General features: G+C 70.8%; 12 protein-coding genes and 3 pseudogenes. 5 read left to right on the forward strand and 10 right to left on the reverse strand.

All coding sequences use genetic code 11. The features are described from left to right. Positions 1-194: 194 nt before the first annotated feature. Positions 195-872 carry a hypothetical protein gene (locus ACZ43N_RS37005; RefSeq protein WP_468103493.1) on the reverse strand — a complete coding sequence of 226 codons (678 nt, stop codon included), beginning with the start codon at positions 870-872 and terminating at the stop codon, positions 195-197. A 524-nt stretch (positions 873-1396) separates the two neighbouring features. Here ACZ43N_RS37005 and ACZ43N_RS37010 point away from each other — a divergent pair. Further along, entirely contained in the window at positions 1397-2002 is a 606-nt protein-coding gene (locus tag ACZ43N_RS37010; protein WP_468103494.1) for a dihydrofolate reductase family protein, read from the forward strand. 376 nt (positions 2003-2378) lie between these two features. On the opposite strand, the pseudogene ACZ43N_RS37015 reads toward ACZ43N_RS37010, so the two are convergent. After that, positions 2379-2723 (reverse strand): annotated as a pseudogene (locus tag ACZ43N_RS37015) (SulP family inorganic anion transporter); the annotation flags it as partial. Positions 2724-3089: 366 nt separating this feature from the next. Here ACZ43N_RS37015 and ACZ43N_RS37020 point away from each other — a divergent pair. Next, entirely contained in the window at positions 3090-4409 is a 1320-nt protein-coding gene (locus tag ACZ43N_RS37020) for an outer membrane protein assembly factor BamB family protein (protein WP_468103495.1), read from the forward strand. 532 nt (positions 4410-4941) lie between these two features. On the opposite strand, the pseudogene ACZ43N_RS37025 reads toward ACZ43N_RS37020, so the two are convergent. The 6 genes and pseudogenes from ACZ43N_RS37025 to pdhA all read right to left on the reverse strand — a co-directional run. Then, positions 4942-5095: pseudogene (locus tag ACZ43N_RS37025) on the reverse strand (enoyl-CoA hydratase/isomerase family protein); the annotation flags it as partial. An 8-nt stretch (positions 5096-5103) separates the two neighbouring features. Further along, positions 5104-5288: pseudogene (locus tag ACZ43N_RS37030) on the reverse strand (3-oxoadipyl-CoA thiolase); the annotation flags it as partial. Between the two features lie 10 nt (positions 5289-5298). Continuing rightward, positions 5299-7011, reverse strand: coding sequence for a phenylacetic acid degradation protein PaaN (paaN, locus tag ACZ43N_RS37035; protein ID WP_468103497.1), 1713 nt, complete (start codon positions 7009-7011; stop codon positions 5299-5301). A gap of 110 nt (positions 7012-7121) precedes the next feature. Continuing rightward, positions 7122-8552: a dihydrolipoamide acetyltransferase family protein gene (locus ACZ43N_RS37040; protein WP_468103499.1), complete on the reverse strand. Its 1431-nt coding sequence runs from the start codon at positions 8550-8552 to the stop codon at positions 7122-7124. Beyond that, positions 8549-9568 (reverse strand): alpha-ketoacid dehydrogenase subunit beta, encoded by a 1020-nt coding sequence (locus tag ACZ43N_RS37045; protein ID WP_468103500.1) that lies wholly within the window; start codon positions 9566-9568, stop codon positions 8549-8551. The genes ACZ43N_RS37040 and ACZ43N_RS37045 overlap by 4 nt, the downstream gene beginning before the upstream one ends. 6 nt (positions 9569-9574) lie before the next feature. Next, positions 9575-10762, reverse strand: coding sequence for a pyruvate dehydrogenase (acetyl-transferring) E1 component subunit alpha (gene pdhA, locus ACZ43N_RS37050; RefSeq protein WP_468103502.1), 1188 nt, complete (start codon positions 10760-10762; stop codon positions 9575-9577). A 120-nt stretch (positions 10763-10882) separates the two neighbouring features. Between pdhA and ACZ43N_RS37055 the strand changes: the two genes are divergently transcribed. Beyond that, positions 10883-11383 (forward strand): Lrp/AsnC family transcriptional regulator, encoded by a 501-nt coding sequence (locus tag ACZ43N_RS37055; RefSeq protein WP_468103504.1) that lies wholly within the window; start codon positions 10883-10885, stop codon positions 11381-11383. 117 nt (positions 11384-11500) lie between these two features. On the opposite strand, the gene ACZ43N_RS37060 is transcribed toward ACZ43N_RS37055, so the two are convergent. Both ACZ43N_RS37060 and hisC read right to left on the reverse strand, forming a co-directional pair. Continuing rightward, a complete protein-coding gene (locus ACZ43N_RS37060; protein WP_468103505.1) occupies positions 11501-13195 on the reverse strand; it encodes an aldehyde dehydrogenase family protein in 1695 nt (564 codons plus the stop codon). A gap of 4 nt (positions 13196-13199) precedes the next feature. After that, the gene (hisC, locus tag ACZ43N_RS37065) at positions 13200-14246 is read right to left on the reverse strand and encodes a histidinol-phosphate transaminase (protein WP_468103507.1); all 1047 of its coding nucleotides are present in this window, start codon (positions 14244-14246) and stop codon (positions 13200-13202) included. 335 nt (positions 14247-14581) lie between these two features. Here hisC and ACZ43N_RS37070 point away from each other — a divergent pair, with 335 nt between their 5' ends. Together ACZ43N_RS37070 and ACZ43N_RS37075 are read left to right on the forward strand one after the other, a co-directional pair. Then, complete coding sequence (locus ACZ43N_RS37070) at positions 14582-15214, forward strand: hypothetical protein (RefSeq protein ID WP_468103508.1); 633 nt, start codon at positions 14582-14584, stop codon at positions 15212-15214. 103 nt (positions 15215-15317) lie between these two features. Then, positions 15318-15629 carry an NIPSNAP family protein gene (locus tag ACZ43N_RS37075; protein WP_468103510.1) on the forward strand — a complete coding sequence of 104 codons (312 nt, stop codon included), beginning with the start codon at positions 15318-15320 and terminating at the stop codon, positions 15627-15629. Positions 15630-15814 lie beyond the last annotated feature (185 nt).

Below are 15814 nucleotides of genomic sequence, written 5' to 3' on the forward strand. Positions count from 1 at the left end.
GGTCGCCGGCCTGCGCGAGATTGACGTACTACATCGGCCTTTCGCCACCGCTCATGGATTCCCACTGGCCGAGGAATCGTCGCACAGACTCGCAAAATGAGATGACCCCAAAGCCGGCCGCTCCCTACGGTGAGCGTGGTGGCCGGTCCCCAGGCTTGGTCCAAGCGTCCGTGGGTCGTGGCCGGCCGGCTGGGTCAGTCCCAGCCTCCGAGGAGACCGGCGTTGGCCTGGGCATGGCAGATGTTGTACCCGCCGGCCGCGTGTGCCTTCTCGGTGTGGCCGTCGACGGTGATCGAGCAGTTGATGTCGCCCTCGCCCTGGAGTTGCGCCATGACGCTGAAGTACAGCGCGTCCTCGTCGAGGGGGAGGGTGGCCGTGAACTTGCCGTTGCTGAACTTGCCCTTGCGGGTGTCGCTGTCGGAGCCGTAGGTGATGTCGAGGGGGCCGAGAACGCCGGCGGGGGCGGTGCCCCAGACCTTGAAGGTGACGACCGGCTTCTTGGCCTTCTTCTTGGGCTCTTCCTCGGCCTCTTCCTTGGTTGCCTCTTCGGTCGGATCTTCCTCGGCCGCGGGCTCGTCGTCCTTCTTCTCGGCCTCGGCGTCCTTCTTGGTGTCCTTGTCGGCGGTGACGGAGGTGCCCTTGCTGGTGTTGCTGGAGCCGTCTCCGGCGATGGCGCCGACGACGCCGATGAGAACGAAGAGGACGACGACGCCGAGGCATCCGAGGCCGACGATCATGCCGACGGGGGTCTTCTTCGGCGGCGGGGGCGGTCCGCCCCATACGGGCTGTTGCTGCGGGTACTGCGGCTGCTGTCCCCACCCAGGCTGTTGCGGTCCCCCCGGTCCCGGCTGTTGCGGGTACTGCTGGTTCATCTCGCCCCCCATGGCGTGCTTTTGTGCGTGGGGGGCGAATCTAGTTGATGTGTGGATGATGTGAAGACTTCGCGATCGTTCTGTGACACACGAGAGTGAGGGGGAACGGCAAAGGCCCGCGCAGTGGCGGGCCCCGGTGGTCTCAACGGGTACGCGACATCGACCGCCCCCGGGAACTCCCCGCCCTGGGAGGACGCGCTGATCACACCGCCGACACTGCCCCTACAAGTCTGGTGGTGCGGTTCCTGCAGACGGCGGGTGCCGCGGTCAAGTAGTGCGGTTGCGGCCCGCTGCTTGCGAGGTCGCTCGCAGTCGACCCGTTGCCGGCGAAAGTCGCACACACGAGGTGCAGAAAGAACGCCACGAGCACAGTCTTTCGAGCCGTGCCGCCCTGTGATCGGGCACGCCGCTGTGATCGGGAGGCAGGCCATAGCGGGAGTTGTCTCGTTGGTCCACGGCGCGGCCGATGAGTTTGTGGCTCCCGACCGGTCCAAGCTAGTGACACCCTACGAAAGGACACCGCCTTGTCGGAGCTCCTCGTCGACTTCATCACCTCCCTCGACGGCCACGCATCGGCAGAGGGATGGCCCGGGTTCTGGGGCCTCGAGGGCCCGGAGTACCTCGCATGGCTCGGCGAGCAGCCCGAGGCCACCTACCTGATGGGAGCGAACACCTACCGCCTGATGTCGGGCTTCGCCGCAGGCGAGGTCCCGAATGGCCAAGACGAGCTCAGGCCCGAGGAAGAGGCGTCCGTCGACGCGCTCACGCAAGCGTCCAAGGTGGTGTTCTCCTCCTCACTCGAGGAGCCACTGACGTGGGCCAACTCCACGCTCGTCCGCGACGACGCCGTCGAGGCGGTCCGCGCCATGAAGTCGAGTGGCTCGGGGCTCCTCAGCACGATCGGCAGTCTCAGCCTGTGCCGGTCCCTGCTGCGAGCCGGACTCGTCGACCGCTTCCGGGTCGTGATGTTCCCGGTGATCACCGGGGCCACGGGCGAAGAACGCATCTATGACGGCTATCCGGACGTTGCCCTCGAGATGATCGAACACCGCACCTTCGACGGCCGTATCCAGCTGGTCGAGTACAAGCCCCGCGTGCTCGAGCACCCGCCGCTCGGCGTCCCTGCGTGACGTCGCCCCGTCCGCGCGCCTGGACGGCCGCCAGGGCCGGCGCCGGTGGGCACGGAGCAAGAACGATAGCGGGGAAACGGCCAACGTCGGGACGCCCGGTCCAAGTCGTGAGGCGCCCTTGAAGGCGAGGCTGAGCAACCGGTACCGGTGGACGTGACCGTCCGGGCATGGGTCGGCCGCGGAGTTCTCACGCCTGTGGCCCATGCGCTGGCCGCCCCCGGCGGTGCGTACACCTGCGGGCGGCGCAACGAGTCGCCCCATCGGCGTGCCGGCGTTCGTGCCCAGCCCCGGGCGAGCGGAGGGACGCTGTACACGGCAGCCGACCGCCGCCGCCCCCTGGTGGCGGGTGCCGGCGACGGGCGGGCCGGTCCGTGCGTCAGTGGCCGGCGGCGAGTTCGCCGCTGAGCTTGCCGTGCAGGTGGGCACCGGGGTCGTTCAGGCCCGTTGATCTCCACGGTCTTGTCGCGCTGGGCGTACGTGGTCTCGATCGCGTCAAGGTCGGCAACGGAGGAGGCGTCCCAGATGTGGTCGGCGGACAGGTGATGACGACCTTTTCCGGGTAGCCGGCGTAGTCGAACCGGCCGACGAGGTCGTTGGAGGAGGCGAAGAACGGCTCGCCGGTGACCCGCTGGACGGCCGTCTCGCCGTCGGGGTCGACCACGGCGGTGTCTTCGGCGAGGTGGGCGACGCGCTTGGCGAAGATGACCATGACGGTGATGGAGCTTGCTTCAAACGGCTGGAGGAGTCCTGTCACGGGGGCGTGTGGTCGCGGGGGCGTGCGGTCGCGGCGGAGGTACGCGGTGCGGGTCACCACGGAGGCCCTGATCGGCGTGCCTGCCAACGCCCTCACGAACGACCCACCGAGGGGACTTGTCCAGGGAACACGTTCATCGTTTTCGCCGGCGTATACGGATCAGGTAGGTCGCGGCCGGCTGGGATTCGAAGTGTTCGCCGGTTCTCCTCGCAAGGACATGTGCTCCGGGGGTTGCCGGGCGGTGCGTGTGTGATGCAGGATCCCTCATCCGCCGGTCGTGGTGATCAGGCGCGCTGCCGGTTGGGGGCTGCGGTGATTCGTGGGGTGGCGCCCGTGCGCATCGGCCGCTCGGCCCGTGACACGCTGTTGCTCGTCGTGGCCTTCGGCGCCGCGGTCGTCCTGCTGTCGCAGTTGGCGCAGTGGTACGCCCGGTCGGCGGCCACCGAGAAGAAGCCCGACCTGGTGACCGGCGCGCGGGGCGCCTTCCCTCCCGCGCTCAGGGCCGACGCCCAGGCCGCGCCCGAGCATGTCATCCGGCGTACGACGGGCGACGAGGTCCTGGTGCACGGACTGGGCCTGCGGTCGACGGACTCCGGTGTGCGGGCGGTGAACCTGCGGACCGGCAAGTGGTACTGGCGTTATGAGCGCCGGGACACGACCGTCACGGGGGCGTGGCTCCAGGCGTCGGAACGCACCGTCGTCATCTGGTTCCCCGACCGGAAGCTCACCGCCGTCGACCTGCGGACGGGCAGACCGCTGTGGCACACCCGGATTCCGTGGGCCAAGAGCCGTCGCCCCGCGACCGGGACCGTGGGCCGCGGCCAGGTCGTCATCGACGTCCGCGGCAGCCTGCGCGCCCTCTCCGAGCGCCACGGCCGCACCCTGTGGACCGTGAAGCCACGCCGCTCCTGCGACGAAACACCCATCCTGTCGACGTACGCGTTCCCGGATCACCTGACCGTGATCCGAATCAGCTGCGACACGCTGAGCGCACCGAAGAAGGACGTCGGCCCGCCCTCGACCACGCCCGACGTCGAGAAGAGCACCGAACTCCTGCTCGGCGTCGACGACCGTACCGGCGCCCTGCTGTGGGAGCGGCCTTCCCGGGCGGACGACGTGGTCGGCGGCGACGAGGACACCCTGGTCGCTCTCGACCCGGACCGGCTCATCCCGCGCGTCGACCTGCTCGACGTGAACCGCGCCGGGGTCTCCGAGCGGGGCGAGGTCCGGGTGAGGGAGACCTGGGCGACCGTCGCGGGCGACGGACTCCTGGTCTCCTACCTCGACCCGGAGATCTACGACATCGAGTCGAACACTCTGCTGAGTGCCTACGACCTCGCGGACGGACACCCGCTGTGGACGCTACGTGCTCCGTCCCGCCAGGCGTTCGGCGAGCCCGCGATCGCCGACGGCCGCGTGTACGTCGTCCGCCAACAGGATTTCCGATACGGGGACGCCGACACCCTCACCGGTGCCGACCTGCTCGTCCTCGACGCGGACACCGGACGCCCGCTACATACTCTGCGGCTGCCGGAGCTGACCGCACCCGAGCGGGTCGACTCCCGCACCGTACTGGACGTCGCGGTCGCCGACGGAGCTGTCACCATCCGATGGCGCAGCGGCCGGAACGAGCTGCTCGTCGTCACGGACTGACCTTCCGCGGACCTCAGAAACCGCCGGTGGCTCCGAACGTCGGCAGGCGGAGGCGACCTTGATGTCGGTCCGCGCATGGACGCCCGCCGCCTTGCGGCTCTCTCCCCCACCGATACCCCGCATGACCCGGCCCCCGTTCAGGGGCGTCACAGGTACAAACGTCGCTTCGCCCGCAGACCGCCGCAGCCCCGTAGCCGGCCACCGGACCAGCGCACTCACTGCAGCGCGGCAGTGAGCATCCGCCTGGCGCCCTCGCGGACGATCTCCTCGATCAGGGAGCCCGACCGGAAGGAGCCGTCGTCGGTGACTACGCTGGGCGCGGGCGTGCCTTCCCGACCCGCGCTGCGAACGCGGGGCTACTCGGTGACCATCAAGGGAGCAGGTACATCAGGGACTTCCGCGGGGTCGGAAGACCGCGCGCCCCGGCGGTGTGCCGGGGTGCACGGCCGGCGTTGCGATGGGTCAGTCGTTCATGGCTTCGCGGACCTCACGGGCGGGTCTGGCGGAAGGCGCCGGGCATCATCTCAGTGCGGCAGGCGAACGCCTGATCAGCGCCTCCGCCCAGCGCCCAACCGTCCACGGCGGCCATGGTGGGCAGGCAGCCTGCTGCCCTGGAGGGCGTCCTCACGGCCTCGGGTGCGCAGTTCGGCGATGGCGGCGCCGTCGGCGACGGCCCCTGCCGCGCCCCGTGAGTGGCCACGTCCCAGTGGTCCTCACCGGCCTGGGTTGGCCGCTCCGCGGATCACCTCGTCCACGGCTCGGCCAGGGGTCCCCGACCACCGCGCCGCCTCGCAGACCACAAGTACGGGCAGGTCATCCGCCCGTACGGAAGCCGATCCCCGCAGTAAGGGCCCTGCGGCTGCGAGCCCCGTCGATCAGGGACGCCTTGTCAGCCCAGGGAGTTCTCGTCTGCGGGGGTGGGCGCGTGCCGGCGGGACTGGAGAACCGAGAAGCGTCCGGTGACGAAGGCCGGGTCGGTGAGGGCTGCGTTGGCGGCGGGGTTGGCCGCCGTGCCGTGGAAGTCGCTGAACGCGGCGGACTGGTTGACGAAGACTCCGCCGGTCAGGTTCTCCGACAGATGCACGCCCGCCTCCAGGGCCGTCGTGCGCGCGGCGTCCAGTGCGGCCTCGCCGGTGGCGTACACGGAGGCGGTCAGCGCACCGTGCCGGCGCACGGTGTCGTGGAGCACCCGCAGACTGTGCGCGGTGGAGTCGGTGCCGATGACGAAGGAGACCGGCCCGAACCATTCGCTGGTGAAGGTCTCCTCGTCGGCTTCGGCGTCGAGCCGTGCCACCAGAGGGGTGCGGACGACCGCTTCGGCGAACTCGGGGTGGGTGACGCTCTTCGACGGGTGAGCGGTCCTGCCCAGCCCCGTCGCCTCGTCGAGGCGCCTGAGCACCCCGTCGTTGACGATGGCCCCGAGGGTGGCGGCCGCGCGCGCCGGATCACCGAGCAGCTTGTCCAGGGCGGCGCCCAGGTCGGCGGCGAACTCGTCGGCCGTGCGGGGCCCCTGGTCCGTCGGGAAGCCGTCGCGGGGTACGAGAATGTTCTGCGGGGTGGTGCACATCTGGCCGCTGTAGAGCGACAGGGAGAAGGCGAGATTGCGCAGCAGTCCCGCGTAGTCGTCCGTGGAGTCCACGACCACGGTGTTCAGCCCGGCCTTCTCGGTGTGGACGACGGCTTGGCGGGCGTTGGCCTCCAGCCAGTCGCCGAACTCCTTCGAGCCGGTGAAGTCCACGATGCGCACGTCGGGATGGGTGGCCAGGGCGGGCGCGGGGCGCTCGTCCGCACGCGAGGCGGCGAGCAGCACCACATCCGGGTCGAAACCGGCCTCCGCGAGGACCTCGCGGGCCACCCGTACCGTGATCGCCAGGGGCAGTACGGCCTTGCGGTGCGGCTTGACGATCACTGGGTTGCCGGTGACCAGGCTGGCGAACAGGCCCGGGTAGCCGTTCCAGGTGGGGAAGGTGTTGCAGGCGATCAGTAGGGACACGCCCCGTCCCACAGGCGTGTACGTCTTGTCCATCACCAGCGGCCCGCCCTTGCGCTGCGGCTTGCTCCAGCGCGCCGCGCCGACCTGCCGCTTCTGCTCCGCCCAGGCGTACGCCACCGCTTCCAGACCGCGGTCCTGGGCGTGCGGGCCGCCGGCCTGGAACGCCATCATGAAGGGCTGGCCGGTGGTGTGCTGGACGGCGTGCGCGATCTCGAAGCTCGCCGTGTTCAGCCGGGCGAGGATCTCAGCCGCGACGCCGGCCCGGGTGTCGGGGCTTGCGGAGCGCCATGCCACTGCGGCGGCCTTGGCCGTCGCGACGGCCACCTCGGGTACCAGGTACGGGTAGCTGACGCCGAGCGAAAAGCCGTAGGGCGAAACCTCGCCGGCGGGGACGGTGCCGGTGGTGGGGTGGCCTTCAAGGGCGAAGGGGTGGTTGAGGAGGCCGCGGAAGGCGGCCTCGCCCAGCTCGGGTGCACCGGCTCCGTACGCGGAGGCGCTGGGGGTTTCGGGGTACGGCGTCCAGTAGCCGCGGTCGGCGGTACGCGCCACCGCCTGGTGGAGCAGTTCCGTGTGGCGGACGAAGAAGTCGGGGTTGTGGTCGGTGGTCACGAGAAACTCCAGGCCGAACGTTCGGTAGGTGAGTGGGTGTGGTGCGGGGCGCCCAGGGCTGACGCAGGGGAACAGGGTGGGATCAGACGTCGGCGGGGAACAGGGTGGGATCAGACGTCGGCGAGCAGGATCGCCGGGCGTTCCACGCAGTCGGCCACATAGCGCAGGAACCCGCCCGCCACACCGCCGTCGCAGACTCGGTGGTCGAAGCTGAAGGAGAGCTGCATGACCTTGCGGACGGCCAGGGCACCGTCCACCACCCACGGTTTGTCCACGATGCGTCCCGCCCCGAGGAGTGCGGCCTCCGGGTGGTTGATGATGGGCGTGGATCCGTCGACACCGAACACGCCGTAGTTGTTGAGGGTGAAGGTCCCACCCGTCAGACGATCGGGCGGCAGGCTTCCGTTGCGGGCGAGCTCGGTCAACCGGGCCAGTTCGGATGCCAGTTGTACGGTCGTCATGAGTTGGGCGTCACGGACGACGGGGACGACCAGGCCGCGCTCGGTCTGTGCGGCGAAGCCGAGGTGCACCTCGCTGTAGCGGACGATCTCCCGCCGTTCGGTGTCCACCGTGGAGTTAAGCTCCGGGTAGCGGCTCAGTCCGGCGACGCAGATGCGCGCCAGCAGGGCCATGAGCCCGATGCGGCGGCCGGGTTGGGTGGCCTCCAGCGCCTTCTTGGCCTGGAGCAGCCCGGTCGCGTCCACATCGACCCAGGTGGTGGCGTCGGGGATCTCGGTCCGGCTGCGGGAGAGCTTGTCCGCCACGGCACGGCGCACTCCGCGGAGCGGGATGCGCTGGGGACCGTCCGACTCCGGCCGCCCTTGCGGTGCGACGGTGGGGTTCGCCGACGGCCGGTGAGCGGGAGCGACCGGTGCGGCACCGGAATGCCCCGCCGTCTGCCGGACGCGAGCGAGAGCCTGCTCCACGTCTCGTCTGAGAACGACGCCTGCGGGACCGGAGGGCGTCAATCCGGCGATGTCGATCCCTTGTTCCCGTGCCATCCGCCGTACGAGGGGCGAGATGACCCGGGGGGCGTGCGGCCCGGTGGGCTGCGCTGCCTCGGCACCCGGACCGCCTGCCGTGGCCACACCGGCGCGTCGACGGCGGCGGCGACGCGGAGCCGGACCGTGGCCGGTGCCGTAGCCGATCAGGACGTTGCCGGACCCGGCCTGCTCCTCCTCGCGGTATCGCTCCGCGGCGGCCCCGGCCGACGCGGATTCGGCGGCGGACCCGCCGGGCGACGCAACGCCCGAGCCCTCGCCCGTGCCTCCGGCCCCCCCGGGGGCTCCGGCACCCACCGTGATCAGCGGTTCCCCCACTGCCAGCGCCGTGCCGGCCTCCGCGTGCAGTCGAAGCACGGTGCCCGCGTACGGGACCGGCACCTCGACCGCGGCCTTGGCGGTCTCGACCTCGATGACGATCTGGTCGATCGTCACAGTGTCGCCGACCGCGACCTTCCACTCGATGATCTCGGCCTCGGTCAGTCCTTCGCCGAGGTCGGGCAGCCGGAACAGCTGCTCCCGGAGCATTGCGGTGGTCATGCGACCGCTCCCTTCAGCAGATGCCGGGTGTCCGGCTCGTCGTCGAACTGGAGACGGTCGACGGCGTCGAGGATCCGGTCGACACCGGGCAGATGGGCGTGCTCGAGCTTGGGCGGCGGATACGGGATGTCGAACCCGGAGACCCTCAGAACAGGTGCGGCCAGCGAGTGGAAGCAGCGTTCCTGCACGCGTGCGGCGATCTCCGCCCCGACACCGGCGAAGCCCTGCGCCTCCTGCACGACCAGGCAGCGCCCGGTCCGGCGTACCGACGCGCTCACCGTCTCGTCGTCGAAGGGCACCACGGTCCGCAGGTCCACGACCTCGAGTTCGACGCCCTCGGTCGCCGCCGCTTCCGCGGCCGCAAGGGCCACGGGAACCGACGGCCCGTATGCGACGACCGTGGCGTCGCGGCCCTCCCGCCGGATCGCCGCCCGCCCGAACGGCAGGGCTCCGCGCCGCTCCAGGTCGGTGTCCTCCCTCGACCAGTACAGCTTCTTCGGCTCCAGGAAGACCACCGGGTCGGGGTCGGCCACGGCGTCCCGCAGCAGCCAGTAAGCGTCCTCGGCCGTCGCCGGGGTGACGACCTTCAGTCCCGGAGTGTGCGCGTAGTACGCCTCGCTGGAGTCGCAGTGGTGCTCGACTCCGCCGATGCCGCCCGCGTACGGGACGCGGATCACCATCGGCAGCGTGAGCCGCCCCCGGGTCCGGTTGCGCAGCTTGGCGACGTGCGAGGCGATCTGCTCGAACGCCGGGTACGCGAAGGCGTCGAACTGCATCTCCACCACGGGCCGGAAGCCGCCCATGGCCATGCCGACGGCCAGTCCCACGATGCCGGCCTCGGCGAGCGGGGTGTCGAAGCACCGCTGCTCGCCGAAGTCGCGGGTCAGCCCGTCGGTGATGCGGAAGACGCCGCCCAGCGGGCCGACGTCCTCGCCGAAGACGAGTACGCGCTCGTCCTCGTGCAACGCGTCCCGCAGCGCGGTGTTCAGCGCCTGCGCCATCGTGACCTTCGCCATGGCGGATCAGCCCTCCTGAGTCTGCGGCGTGGTGGATCCGGCGGATTCGGCGGATTCGGCGGATTCGGCGGATTCGGTGGGTTCGGTGGATTCGGTGGCCTCTGCCAGTTCGGCCGCCAACAGGGCGCGTTGTTGGCGCAGTTGCGGGGTCGGTTCGGCATAGACGTGGTCGAAGAGCTCCAGCGGGTCGGGAACGGACTCCGCGTTCATGCCCGCGCGCAGCCCCGCGGCCATGGTCTCCGCCTGCTCCCGCACCGCCGCGACGTCCTCGTCGGTGAGCGCCCCGCGGGCTCGCAGGTAGGCCTCCAGGCGGCTGAGCGGGTCGGCGGCGCCCCATCGCTCGACTTCCTCGTCGTCCCGGTAGCGGGTCGCGTCGTCGGCGTTGGTGTGTGCGTCCATGCGGTAGGTGTGCGCCTCCACCAGGAAGGGACCGTGCCCGGCGCGCGCGTGTTCGACGGCGGCGGTCAGCACCGCCAGGACCGCGACGAGGTCGTTGCCGTCGACCTGCTCGGAGCGCACCCCGTAGCCGATGCCCTTGTAGGCGAGGGCGGGCGCCGCGGTCTGCCGGGCCAGCGGCACGGAGATCGCGTACTTGTTGTTCTGCACGAAGAAGACCACCGGCGCGCGGAAGACGGCCGCGAAGTTCAGTGCCTCATGGAAGTCGCCCTCGCTGGTGGCGCCGTCGCCGACCAGCGCCATCGCCACGCCGTCCTCGCCCTTGCGGCGCAGGGACTCCGCCATGCCGGTGGCGTGCAGTACCTGGGTGGCCAGCGGGGTGCACTGCGGTGCGGTGCGGGTGGCGGCAGGGTCGTATCCGCAGTGCCAGTCGCCGCGCAGCAGCGTCAGCACCTCCAGGGGGTCGATGCCACGGGTGACCAGGGCGACGGAGTCCCGGTAGGTCGGAAAGAGCCAGTCGGTCGGGCGCAGCGCGAGCACGGCGCCGACCTGGCAGGCGTCCTGGCCCCGGCTGGACGGATAGACGGCGAGCCGTCCCTGCTTCGTCAGCGCGGTCGCCTGCGTGTCGAACCGGCGCCCCAGGACCATGTGCCGGTACGCCGCGCGCAGCAGATCGGCCGGGGGCTCGGTGTATCCGGCCGGCGGCTTGGCCGGAGTGCCGTCCTCGGCCACGAACCGAACCGGCGTCAACGACGGCAGGAGGCCCTGGACCGTCTGTCGGAGGCTCTTCACGGACATGGAGGGCGCTCACTTTCTCTGGACACTTGACAAGGGAATGGTCGCTACTACGAAATAAGTGTTCAATGCTTCGAAAGAACCGGCGACGAACTGCCGAAACGGGTCACATGGGAGCGCAGAATGTCTGAGAAGGACTCGACGTCGGCCCCTGTGTCCGGACGAACTGCCGCCACACTCGACGGCATCGACCGGCAGATCCTGAGCAGGCTCCTCGAAGACGGCCGGGTGTCGGTCCGCTCGCTGGCCGAACAGGTCCACATCTCGCGCGCCAACGCCTACACGCGGATCGGCAGGCTGCTCGCCGAGGAGGTGATCAGCGGCTTCACCGCGTGCCTGAACCCGAAGCGGGCGGGCCTCGGCACGAGCGCGTACGTGACGGTGACCATCGAGCAGAACGCCTGGCGCGACATCTCACGCGATCTGCGTGAGATCCCGTACGTCGAGCACGTCGCCCTCGTCGGGGGCGACTTCGACGTCCTGGTGCTGGTCCGGACACCGGACAACGAGGCGCTGCGCAACATCGTGCTGGAGCGCATCCAGGCGATCGCCGGGGTGCGCTCGACCCGTACCTGGCTGGTCTTCGACGAGGTACGCGGCCCGGGGGCCGACTGGACCGCCTGACCATGGGCCCGACGCCCGGGCCCCGCCCGTCGTACCGCGGTGGCCCTCCCCGCCGACGACGATGCCGCAGCCGATGCCGATGCCTGTGCCGATCCTTCCGCCGACCGGCCGTTCCGGTCAGACGTCGAGCAGCGCACCGGCGGGCCCCCGATCCCCGGCCGTGACCGTGGCCGGCACGGAGGCGTGCCGCGACCGCAGCACCCGGAACCGCCCGGTGACGAAGTGGGCACCCGTACCGGGGAGGTCGGCGACGGCCGAGGACGGATCGCCGGGGAGGTCGTCGGCGACGTTCTGCACCAGATGCACCCCGGCGTCGAGCGCTGCCGTCTCGGCGGCCGCCAGCACCAGTGGATCGGCCGAGTGCACCGCGGCGTACAGCGCGCCGTGGCGGCCGACGGTGCCGCGGAACACGGCAAGGCTGTGCGCGGTCGACTCGGTGCTCACCAGGAACGCCACCGGCCCCGGCCACTCCCGGGTGTAGACGCGCTCGTTCTCCGCCCCGAGCCGGACGATGAGCGGGCTGCGCACATCGACGACGGGGCGACCCGGAAGGCACAGCGGCTGCGACGCGTGCACCACCGGGCCGTACCGCCCGGCCTCCGCGAGCGCCGCCCGGACTTCTTCGCCCGCGAGCGCGCCCACCAGCCTCGCCACCCGCGCTGGATGAGCGAGCAGCCGGTCCACGGCCTCGCCGAGGTCGGCACCGAACTCCCGCAGGCTCTTGGCGCCCTCGTCGGTGTCGAAGCCCGACGCCGGAACCAGGATGTTCTGCGGCGTGGTGCGGACCGTGCCGCTGCACCGGCACAGGGCGAGGGCGAGGCCGCGCAGCAGTCCCCGGTAGTCGTCGGTGGAGTCGACGATCACGGTGTTCAGCCCGGTCCGGGTCGCGAACACGGCGGCCTGGTGGGCGTGCCGCTCCAGCCAGTCGGCGAAGCGTGCCGACCCGGTGAAGTCGACGATCCGCACCGCGGGGTCCATGGCCAGCCGCTGGTGCAGGCGCTCCCCGGGTGCGGCCACCGCCAGGGTCACGATGTCCGGGTCGTGGCCGGCTTCCACCAGCACCTCGCGGGCGATGCGCACGGTGATCGCCAGGGGCAGCACGGAGCGTGGATGCGGAGCCACGATCGCGGGGTTCCCGGTCACCAGGCTGGTGAACAGGCCCGGATACCCGTTCCAGAGGGGGTAGTCGGGACAACCGATGAGAAGCGACACCCCGCGCGGGACCAGGGTGCTGGTGCCGCACACCGGCAGCGACTGCCCCCGGCGGCGGGTCTTCCCCCAGCGCCGGTCCGCAGGGGCGCGCTCCGACTCGGCGAAGGCGATCGCGACCGCCTCCAGGGCCCGGTCCTGGGCGCTCGGTCCGGCGGCCCGGAACGCCGCCGGAGGCGGCTGACCGGTGGTGTGGTGCACGGCGAGGGCCAGCTCGTGGCTGCGTGTGTTCAGCCGTCGCAGCATCTCCACCGCCAGCCCCGCCCGGTGGTGGAGCCCGGCGACCCGCCATTCGGCGGTCGCCCGTCGCGCCGCCGCCACCAGGACCGCGGGGTCGCACCGCGGGTAGCCGATGTCCATGACCGTGCCGTACGGAGAGGACTCCGTGGCCAGCCGGCCGAGCTCACCGGGCTGGTCCAGGTCGAAGGCACGGCCCAGCAGGGAACCGAAGACCTTCGCCGCCGTCCGGGGCGAGCGCATGCCCGTGCTGGTGGCGCCGCTCCATGTCGTCTCCGTGAAGGACGCGCAGCGTTCACCGGCTGTGACGGCCCGTACCGCCTGTTGGAGCAGGTCGCGATGCCGCTCGTAGGGACCGGGGCGCACGGCCTCAGCCTCTCCAGGTCGCTGCGAGCGCGAGCAGGGCGTCGTTCTCCTCCGGCAGGCCGATGGTCACCCGGACGCCTTCGCCGAGGAACGGGCGGACGACCACTTTGCCGCTGAGGCAGTGCAGGGCGAAGTCGGCGCCGGCGCCGGCGAGCTGCAGCCACACGAAGTTGGCCTGGGAGTCCGGCACTTCGAAGCCGAGCGCACGCAGCCGCCCCGTCACCCGTTCCCGCTCGGCGACCGTGAGCGCGGCGCGGCGGGCGACCTCCGCGCGCTCACCCAGAGCGACGACGGCGGCCTCCTGGGCGAGCGCGCTGACGCTGAACGGCACCTGCGTCTTGCGCACCGTGGCGGCGATCTCCTTCGGTGCCACGCAGTAGCCGACCCTCAGGCCCGCCAAGCCGTACGCCTTGGAGAAGGTCCGCAACACCACCACGTTCGGCCGGTCGCCGAGCAGGTCGAGCGCATCGGGGACCAGGGCCGGATCGGCGTACTCCCGATAGGCCTCGTCCACGACGATCAGTACCTCGTCGGGCACCCGGTCCGCGAAGTCGCGCAACGCCCGCGCGCCGACCGCGGTGGAGGTGGGGTTGTTGGGGTTGCAGACGAAGACCAGTCGGGTCCGGCCGTTGATCGCCTCGGCCATGGCGTCGAGGTCCAGCGCGTGCTCGCGAAGCGGGATCTGCACCGCCCTGCCGCCCGCCACCGCCGTGAGAATCGGATAGGCCTCGAAGGACCGCCACCCGAAGACGACTTCGTCACCGGGGCCGACGACCGAGTGCAGCAACTGTGCGCAGACCTCCGAGGAACCGGCGCCGACCGCGATCCGCTCCGGATCGACGCCGTGATGCTCGGCCAGGGCCACCACGAGAGAGGCCGCGCTCATGTCCGGATACCTCGACACACCACCGGCCAGCTCCCCGAGCCTTCCCACCACTCCCGGCAGCATCCCGTACGGGGACTCGTTGCTGGCCAGGGCGGCCGCACCCGGGAGCTTGCGACCCGGCACATAGGCGGGCAACTGCGCCAGGGCCGGACGGACACACACCATGCTCGACTCGCTTCTTCCGCGTGGCCCGAAGCCGTGCCTTCGGGCACTCGACAGGAGAATCGTGGGCAACGGATGACAAACGTTCAACCAGTTGGCAGATCAGGCGACAGACAGCCGATCGACCGCACCTGTACCGGCAAGTAGTCCGACCGCAGTCCGGTCAGGGCCCCTCCCGTGAGACGGACTGCCGGGGCTCCGCCGGGCCCGGACCCCGCCCACTGATCACAAGTCGGCCACATGGCCCTTTCCGGCCCCTGGTCGTCGGAACGGCCCCGAAGACTGCTCCCCGACCCCGTGAGGTCTCCGCGCCTCGCCCGCTCCGACCGAGGAAGCCCATGTCCAGGACCCATCTCGCACACCGGTCATTGACGTCACTGGCAACGGCCGCCACGCTGCTGACCGCCGGTTGCTCGGGAACCTCCGACACCGCGCACGCCGGTGGTTGCCGCGAGAACGGCGACTGGACGGCCGAGCAGCGGGCGGAATGGCTGCGCCCCACCGTCTCGTTTCCCGGGTCCGCGCGCGGCGACGAGGCTGTCGTGATGCACCCGCGTGCCGCCGGCAACGGGGGGTTGCTGTGTGAGCCGATAGCGGTGGAGGTCGAGTTCTGGAAGCTCAGCGCCACCGCAGCGGGCACGGAGACGAGGCCCGGACAGCACATGCGGCTGGCCACCAGTGGCGGTGACGAACGAAGCATCGGCTTCCCCGCCGGGCTTTCCGCCGGGGAACGCGGCGGCTGCACCGGCGTCCTCATGGCGGTGTACGTGGGCGAGCCCCTGACCGAGAGCGAACTGCCCGAGGACATCGGCCACCTGATTCCCGGCACCGCGGAGGTGAGGTTCAGAACCGACCGGATCGCCGCCTACCGGCTGCTCCCCCCATCGGAACCGGAATCATGCCGCGCGAACGGAGAGAGCATGACGGCCCCTCCCACCACGCCGAACCCCTGGGGCAGCAACCACCCGTGAGCGACGCCCCCAAGGGGAGCGTTCACGCAGGCCGGAGCCCGTCCTCCGCTCCGCCCTCCCCCGCCATGGGGTGCTCAGGACTGCCGCACGGCATCATACGGACATGATCACTGTTCATCTGAAGTACGAGATCGACCCCGACAAGCTGGAGGACTTCGAGGAGTACGGTCGCCGCTGGATCCGGCTCGTCAACCGTTTCGGCGGGACGCACCACGGCTACTTCCTGCCGAGTGAGGGTGACAGCGACATCGCCTACGCCCTGTTCTCCTTTCCCAGCCTGGCCGTGTACGAGCAGTACCGCACGGACAGCATGTCCGACCCGGAGTGCCGGGAAGCGTTCCAACTGGCCCGTGACACCCGCTGTATCAAGCGGTACGAGCGCCGCTTCCTGCGACCGCTCGACGGCGGATCCTAAGGGCTGTCCCGTGATCCGCGGTGGATCAGCGCACGGCGTCGGATGCTGCCTCCCACGCCGTTCAGGCAGTGGGGGAGCATCGCAAGGCGCAGGGGCGTCCGCATACGGGATGTATGCGGGCGTTCCGACAACGCGGCGAGGTGCCGTAGCCGGCGTCGTGCGCCCGCCGGGGATTACGGGACAGC

It is taken from the genome of Streptomyces sp. NPDC030814 (assembly GCF_055572155.1).

Coding starts and splice junctions, on each gene's coding strand:
- ACZ43N_RS37005 (WP_468103493.1), bottom strand. CDS start 872: ATGAACCAGCAGTACCCGCAACAGCCGGGACCGGGGGGACCGCAACAG.
- ACZ43N_RS37040 (WP_468103499.1), bottom strand. CDS start 8,552: ATGACCACCGCAATGCTCCGGGAGCAGCTGTTCCGGCTGCCCGACCTC.
- ACZ43N_RS37045 (WP_468103500.1), bottom strand. CDS start 9,568: ATGGCGAAGGTCACGATGGCGCAGGCGCTGAACACCGCGCTGCGGGAC.
- pdhA (WP_468103502.1), bottom strand. CDS start 10,762: ATGTCCGTGAAGAGCCTCCGACAGACGGTCCAGGGCCTCCTGCCGTCG.
- ACZ43N_RS37055 (WP_468103504.1), top strand. CDS start 10,883: ATGTCTGAGAAGGACTCGACGTCGGCCCCTGTGTCCGGACGAACTGCC.
- hisC (WP_468103507.1), bottom strand. CDS start 14,246: ATGGTGTGTGTCCGTCCGGCCCTGGCGCAGTTGCCCGCCTATGTGCCG.
- ACZ43N_RS37070 (WP_468103508.1), top strand. CDS start 14,582: ATGTCCAGGACCCATCTCGCACACCGGTCATTGACGTCACTGGCAACG.
- ACZ43N_RS37075 (WP_468103510.1), top strand. CDS start 15,318: ATGATCACTGTTCATCTGAAGTACGAGATCGACCCCGACAAGCTGGAG.